This is a genomic window from Mycolicibacter kumamotonensis, from assembly GCF_002086285.1.
Classification (GTDB): domain Bacteria; phylum Actinomycetota; class Actinomycetes; order Mycobacteriales; family Mycobacteriaceae; genus Mycobacterium; species Mycobacterium kumamotonense.
Map to the genome: position 1 here is coordinate 1 of NZ_MVHU01000072.1, position 5,307 is coordinate 5,307.

Genomic DNA, 5,307 nt, shown 5'->3' on the forward strand with positions numbered 1-5,307 from the left:
CCCCCGCCCCCGACGTGCATTCCCCCACCGATTCCGCGCCGGCTCTCGATGCCGCTCCAGCCGCGAAGGCTGTGTCCAAGAAGGCAGTCGGCAAGAAGGCCAAGACTTTCCAGCTGACTCTCACGGTGACCGGTTCCGCCGACGGCGAGTGGCACGCCGAGATCAAGCAGGGCAACAGCTATCTGGTGCGCGACGTGGCGGTCGCCGCGGCCGCGGTCTCCCGCGCCGCCAAGGAGCTGCACGAGGAGCTGTTCGCGCCGATCGAGGCGTTGATGGATGAGGCGCGCTCCCAACAGGCCGCCAGGATCGCTGCCCTGGAAGCCGAACTCGAAGCAGCGCGCAAGGTTCTTGCCGGCTTGGACTGAGGCCCAGCGAGGTAATCGCAGGCAGGCCCTCATGTCGGCAGCATAGGGCGACGGACCGACAGCCGGTCATGCCAGCACGATGCGGTTTAGTGTGGCGTGATGGGTTCGATCTCGCCGAAAACGCAGCAGCCGAGTTCTCAGCACTTGGCGGCGTTCCTGGTCTCGCTCGTCCTGGTCATCATCGTCGCGGCCCTCGGCGGGCTCGCCTCCGCCGACGCCGCGGGAGACTACGGAAAACTGGCCCAGCCCGGCTGGGCTCCGCCGAGCTACCTGTTCGGGCCGGTGTGGAGTGCCCTCTACCTGCTCATGGCGGTAGCGGCCTGGCTCGTCTGGCGGGTGGACCCGCGGTGGCGAAACCCCGCCATCATCGCCTACGGGGTACAGCTGGTGTTGAACCTGCTCTGGTCACCGCTGTTCTTCGGACTCGGCTGGCGGGGTCTCGCCCTGATCGACATCGTGTTGTTGGACCTCGCCGTGGCGGTCACCATCACGTTGTTCTGGAGGATCCACCGCCCGGCGGCCGCGATGATGGTGCCGTATCTGGCCTGGATCCTGTTCGCCACCGCCCTGAACTACTCCGTGTGGTCGCTCAACAGCTGAGGCGGGCGCCCTGCCACCGGCCGGTTCAGTTCACTTTCGGGCAGTAGAAGTGCGGGCTGTCGCGGTACTCCACCGGCGGCAGATTACGCGCCGGGGTCTGCACCAGGGGCGCATCCACCGGAAGCCGGCCCGAGGCCCGGTCCAACGCCGAACGCTTGCGCGGATGCATCAACGCGCGCTTGGGACCGTATTTGGACACCAATGTGATTGCCTTGCAGAGGTACCCGTGCAACCGCTCCTGGCGCGCCGACCAGGTGTAGCCCATGAGTTCGCGCACCGGGGGGTCGTAGAGGGCCACCGTCATGAAGGTCAGGAAGCGCTGCATGACCTTGAGGTTCAGCGCCCACATCCAATCCGGAATCCATTCCAGTGAAGGGTGTTTGGGCATAGTCGACAGATCCATGACCTCACGGGCCGCCCAGGTGTTCTCCAGGACGTTGCGGCACATGTGATCCCAGTACTGCTGGAATTCTTCCCAGGTTTTGGGCACCGGGCGCATGCTTATCCCGTACATGCGATACCACGTGATGTGCTCGTCGAAGAGTTGACGCTTGTCGGCCTCGGTCAGTCCGCCACCGAATTTCTCAGCGGCCAGCAGGGTCGACTTGAAGAACGTCGCGTGCGCCCAGTAGAAGACCTCGGGGTTGAGCGCGCTGTAGCGGCGCCCCTTGTCGTCGACGCCGTTGAGGCCGATGTGGTAGTCGCGGACCTCGGCGCCGGTCTGCGGGGCGCGGTAGCCGTCGAACACCACGCCACCGATGGGGTAGATCGACCGCATCAGCCGCGGGATGCGCTCCATGAAGAAGATCGAGTGATCCTTGACCGCGGCGCCCAGCTGCGGGTGCATGTTCTGCATCGAGCCCGCCCAGGTCCCCTGGAACAGCCCCGTCCACTGCCCGAAGTACTTCCAGGTCAGCGAGTCGGGACCGAGCGGAACCGGGGGCGCGTCGTAGCCACCGGTGCTCACCGGACAGCCCGAGGCCGTCTCCGCATCGCTGGTCGCCGGGCAGCTATCCGCCATTTCTTGAGTCACGAGCGCGCACTCCCAGTCGCCGTTGGACGTATTTGGACAACAAGCGTTGTCAATATGGGACAGCTTAGGAGGATCGCCGGGTTTTGGTCAACGGCGGGTGGTCGGTCCGGCGCGTCCGGGCCACCGCCGGCCCCACGGCGAACGGGTGCGCGGTTACGCGCAGCAGCCGGGGTCGAGCACCCGGCACAGCGCCGTCAATGCGTCCCGACGGGCGGTGTGGTGCACCCGGATGCCCTGGCGTTCGGAGGCCACGAACCCCGCGGTACGCAGCTGTCCGAGGTGGTGGCTGACCGTGGACTCCGACAACCCGACCGCAGCGGCGAGCGATCCCGTCGTACTGGGCTCCTCGGCGGCGAACAGCAAAGAGATGAGTTTCACCCGCGCTGGATCGGCAAGCGCCTTGAGCCGCATCGCCACATCCAGGGCCGAAGCGTCGTCGGCGGGTCCGGCGGCCACGGGCGCGCAGCACACCGGCTGCGTCATGTCGATCGTCGGGAGCGTCTTGGGCACCCCACCATGATGCCATGGATATTTGACATTTATCAAAAAGGTGGAGTAGACCGGACGTGCCACCCTTTCGGCATATGTCACATACCTAGGAGGTGCTCATGTCCCGTGTTCAACTGGCGCTCAACGTCGATGACCTCGAGGCGTCCATCGCGTTCTACACCATCCTGCTCGGCACCGAGCCCGCCAAGATCAAGCCCGGCTACGCCAACTTCGCCGTGGCCGAGCCGCCGCTCAAGCTGGTGCTGATCGAGAACCCCGGCAAGGGCGGATCGCTCAATCACCTGGGCGTCGAGGTCGACTCCAGCCAGACGGTGCACTCCGAAATCGCCCGCCTGGCCGGTGCGGGTCTGTTCACCGAGGAAGAGCTCAACACCACGTGCTGCTTTGCCACCCAGGACAAGGTGTGGGTCACCGCCCCCGGTGGTGAGAAGTGGGAGGTGTACACCAAGCTGGCCGACGCGGAGACGTTCGGCGGATCCGCCCCTGCGCAGGGGCAGGCCGACGCCTGCGGGTGCGGGTGCACCGGGTCGGCTGCCGAGTGAGCGCACCGCCGACCGCCGCCCGCGCACCCGTCGTCGGCAGGCTGTCCACCCTCGACCGCTTCCTGCCGGCGTGGATCGGCGCGGCGATGGTTGCGGGTCTGCTGCTGGGTCGCGCGGTTCCCGGTCTGGACCGGGCGCTGAGCGCGGTACAGCTCGATGGCATCAGCCTGCCCATCGCGCTCGGGCTGTTGGTGATGATGTACCCGGTGCTGGCCAAAGTCCGATACGACCGGCTCGACACCGTGACCGGCGACCGCAAGCTCATGGCCGCATCGCTGGCACTCAACTGGCTGATCGGCCCCGCGCTGATGTTCGCCCTGGCGTGGCTGCTGCTGCCCGATCTACCCGAATACCGCACCGGCCTTATCATCGTCGGCCTCGCGCGCTGCATCGCCATGGTGATCATCTGGAACGACCTCGCCTGCGGCGACCGCGAAGCCGCCGCCGTCCTGGTTGCGCTCAACTCGGTGTTCCAGGTGCTCATGTTCGCCGTACTCGGCTGGGTCTACCTCTCGGCGCTACCCGGATGGCTGGGCCTGGATCAAACCTCAATCAGTGTGTCACCGTGGCAAATCGCCAAATCGGTGCTGATCTTTCTCGGCGTGCCCTTGGTGCTGGGTTACGTGTCGCGTCGCATCGGCGAGCGCACCCGGGGCCGCGACTGGTACGAGAGCCGGTTTTTGCCGACGGTCGGGCCGTGGGCGCTCTACGGGCTGCTGTTCACCATCGTGATTCTGTTCGCGCTCCAAGGCGCTGCGATCACCTCGCGCCCGCTCGACGTGGTCCGCATCGCCCTGCCGCTGCTGGCGTACTTCGCCATCATGTGGGGCGGCGGATACCTGCTCGGGTCGGCGCTGGGCCTCGGCTATCCCCGGACCACCACCCTGGCGTTCACCGCTGCGGGGAACAACTTTGAGCTGGCCATCGCCGTCGCCATCGCCACGTTTGGGGCGGCGTCAGGACAGGCGCTCGCGGGGGTGGTCGGCCCGCTGATCGAGGTGCCCGTACTGGTCGGGCTGGTCTATGTCTCCCTCGCACTGCGCCGCCGCTTCGCCTCGGCGAGAACCGCCGCATGACCGAAGCGGTGGGGTCGGTAGCAGCCCGATCCGGCGGCTCTTCGGCCGACGGATAGGTCCCTGAACGGGAATGCCGCGTGCCACGGGACTGTTGGGTGTCGATGTTGGACGACGCGCGTTGAGCGGTTGGAGGAGTCATGCCGGATGAGAGTCCTGTCGCGGTGTACCGGTGGGCACCGGCCGACTTGGACGAGCTTGAAACGTCAGCCGTGGGTGCTGCACCGTCGTCGACGGCGATCAACGACGACACGATCCGACAGTTCCGAGCCAACAACGGTGCGATCGTCAATGGGTTGTTCGCCGGTATGCGTGGGCTGTTGCTCCATACGGTGGGGGCGAAATCAGGAGCACCCCGAGTGACGCCTCTCTACCGCTTTGATTTCGAAAAACGGTGGTATGTCGTCGGCGCGGACGGGGGAAGCCCGAAAGCGCCTGCCTGGGTACATAATCTGAGAGCGGTGACGCAGGCGAGCGTGGAGGTCGGCTCAAACACCGGTACCGGCACCACCATCCACGAGGTGCGCGTGCGTGAGCTGTCCGAGGCGGAACGCCGCCGCGTCTGGAACGCGTTGCGGCAGGAAATTCCTCATGTCGATCGCTTCCAGGCCTACACCGAACGCGTGATACCGATATTCGAGCTATCCCGAGCATGATCGCCGCGGCGAGGAACATGATGCCGAAGGCCATCCTGCAGAGGCATGCTTTTGCCAACGGCAGTGTCGACTACGACGTGAACGTCGACTGTGGTGGCATCGATCTAGACTTCTGCGACGACGACGCCGCACTGCGGGCGCTGGGCGGCGTGCTCGTCCAGGCCGGCGATGCGCTGGCTGCTGCCCGGCGGCGCAACCGGAAGTGACCGAAATGGCTACCCGCCTAACCTCGGTTGCAGCCTTCGCGGTGGCGGCCGCCCTGCTTGGTGCCTCTCCCGCCATGTACCGCAAGCGATCTGGCGACACGCCAGCGGCATGGCTGTTTTGCCGCGCCGGGCGCCAGCGGCAATAAATGCGAGCCATGGGACATGCATCCGTGGCCATTCCAAACCGGCACACGCTGCCTAGGGCGTGTCTCCCAAAGTTTGGGGTGTTGACCGGCGACGATCGTTGGCGTGTTGCGAACCGGTGTGATCAGTGATGAGTTCTGGGCGGTTGTTGAACCGTTGATGCCGTCGCATGAGGGCA

8 protein-coding genes are annotated in these 5,307 nt (G+C 66.0%); 6 read left to right on the forward strand and 2 right to left on the reverse strand.

Translation table 11 applies throughout. The annotated features are described in order from the left end of the window. Positions 1–71: 71 nt before the first annotated feature. The gene (locus BST28_RS22615; protein WP_080575754.1) at positions 72–365 is read left to right on the forward strand and encodes a DUF6319 family protein; all 294 of its coding nucleotides are present in this window, start codon (positions 72–74) and stop codon (positions 363–365) included. A 108-nt stretch (positions 366–473) separates the two neighbouring features. Then, positions 474–965, forward strand: a complete 492-nt coding sequence (locus BST28_RS22620) for a TspO/MBR family protein (protein ID WP_461786790.1) — start codon at positions 474–476, stop codon at positions 963–965. A 25-nt stretch (positions 966–990) separates the two neighbouring features. On the opposite strand, the gene BST28_RS22625 is transcribed toward BST28_RS22620, so the two are convergent. Then, positions 991–1,986: an oxygenase MpaB family protein gene (locus BST28_RS22625; protein WP_234808390.1), complete on the reverse strand. Its 996-nt coding sequence runs from the start codon at positions 1,984–1,986 to the stop codon at positions 991–993. Between the two features lie 165 nt (positions 1,987–2,151). Beyond that, positions 2,152–2,508, reverse strand: a complete 357-nt coding sequence (locus BST28_RS22630) for an Rv2640c family ArsR-like transcriptional regulator (RefSeq protein WP_019734743.1) — start codon at positions 2,506–2,508, stop codon at positions 2,152–2,154. 98 nt (positions 2,509–2,606) lie between these two features. Between BST28_RS22630 and BST28_RS22635 the strand changes: the two genes are divergently transcribed. The 4 genes from BST28_RS22635 (at position 2,607) to BST28_RS22650 (ending at position 4,985) form a co-directional block, all read left to right on the forward strand. Beyond that, positions 2,607–3,050, forward strand: a complete 444-nt coding sequence (locus BST28_RS22635; protein ID WP_019734742.1) for an ArsI/CadI family heavy metal resistance metalloenzyme — start codon at positions 2,607–2,609, stop codon at positions 3,048–3,050. After that, positions 3,047–4,126, forward strand: a complete 1,080-nt coding sequence (arsB, locus tag BST28_RS22640; protein ID WP_065289727.1) for an ACR3 family arsenite efflux transporter — start codon at positions 3,047–3,049, stop codon at positions 4,124–4,126. The genes BST28_RS22635 and arsB overlap by 4 nt, the downstream gene beginning before the upstream one ends. Positions 4,127–4,263: 137 nt before the next feature. Further along, a complete protein-coding gene (locus BST28_RS22645; protein ID WP_083083198.1) occupies positions 4,264–4,779 on the forward strand; it encodes a nitroreductase/quinone reductase family protein in 516 nt (171 codons plus the stop codon). Continuing rightward, positions 4,776–4,985: a hypothetical protein gene (locus tag BST28_RS22650; protein ID WP_019734739.1), complete on the forward strand. Its 210-nt coding sequence runs from the start codon at positions 4,776–4,778 to the stop codon at positions 4,983–4,985. Before BST28_RS22645 ends, BST28_RS22650 begins: the two co-directional genes overlap by 4 nt. Positions 4,986–5,307 lie beyond the last annotated feature (322 nt).

What these genes read in the sequence shown, in the direction of transcription:
- BST28_RS22625 (WP_234808390.1), bottom strand. Translation starts at nt 1,986, where the DNA reads ATGGCGGATAGCTGCCCGGCGACCAGCGATGCGGAGACGGCCTCGGGC.
- BST28_RS22635 (WP_019734742.1), top strand. Translation starts at nt 2,607, where the DNA reads ATGTCCCGTGTTCAACTGGCGCTCAACGTCGATGACCTCGAGGCGTCC.
- BST28_RS22645 (WP_083083198.1), top strand. Translation starts at nt 4,264, where the DNA reads ATGCCGGATGAGAGTCCTGTCGCGGTGTACCGGTGGGCACCGGCCGAC.
- BST28_RS22650 (WP_019734739.1), top strand. Translation starts at nt 4,776, where the DNA reads ATGATCGCCGCGGCGAGGAACATGATGCCGAAGGCCATCCTGCAGAGG.